We start from the raw sequence: 220 nt of genomic DNA, 5'->3' as shown, positions 1-220 counted from the left end.
GCGCACCGAACCTAGAAAAAATAATACGTTTGAAAGTCGAATTAACGAACTCCTAGTCAAAAAATCAGGAGAGGAATCAGTTATAAAGACTGAGGACTCCCAAAAGATAACATGACTAGCAAGTCTAGTCAACAGAAGAGCTACAAATTCTTCAAAATGGAGAGTTTGATCCTGGCTCAGGATGAACGCTGGCGGTCTGCTTAACACATGCAAGTCGAAC

General features: G+C 41.4%; 1 rRNA gene. It reads left to right on the top strand.

Features of this window, described 5'->3' with window-relative positions:
- Positions 1-153: 153 nt before the first annotated feature.
- Positions 154-220: ribosomal RNA gene (locus tag PL9214_RS29665) — 16S ribosomal RNA — on the top strand; the annotation flags it as partial.

The sequence above is a fragment of the Planktothrix tepida PCC 9214 genome (genome assembly GCF_900009145.1).
In the GTDB taxonomy this organism is placed as follows: Bacteria; Cyanobacteriota; Cyanobacteriia; order Cyanobacteriales; family Microcoleaceae; genus Planktothrix; species Planktothrix tepida.
The sequence above is the reverse complement of the archived record's forward strand: the minus strand, read 5'-3'. Positions and strand labels throughout refer to the sequence as shown.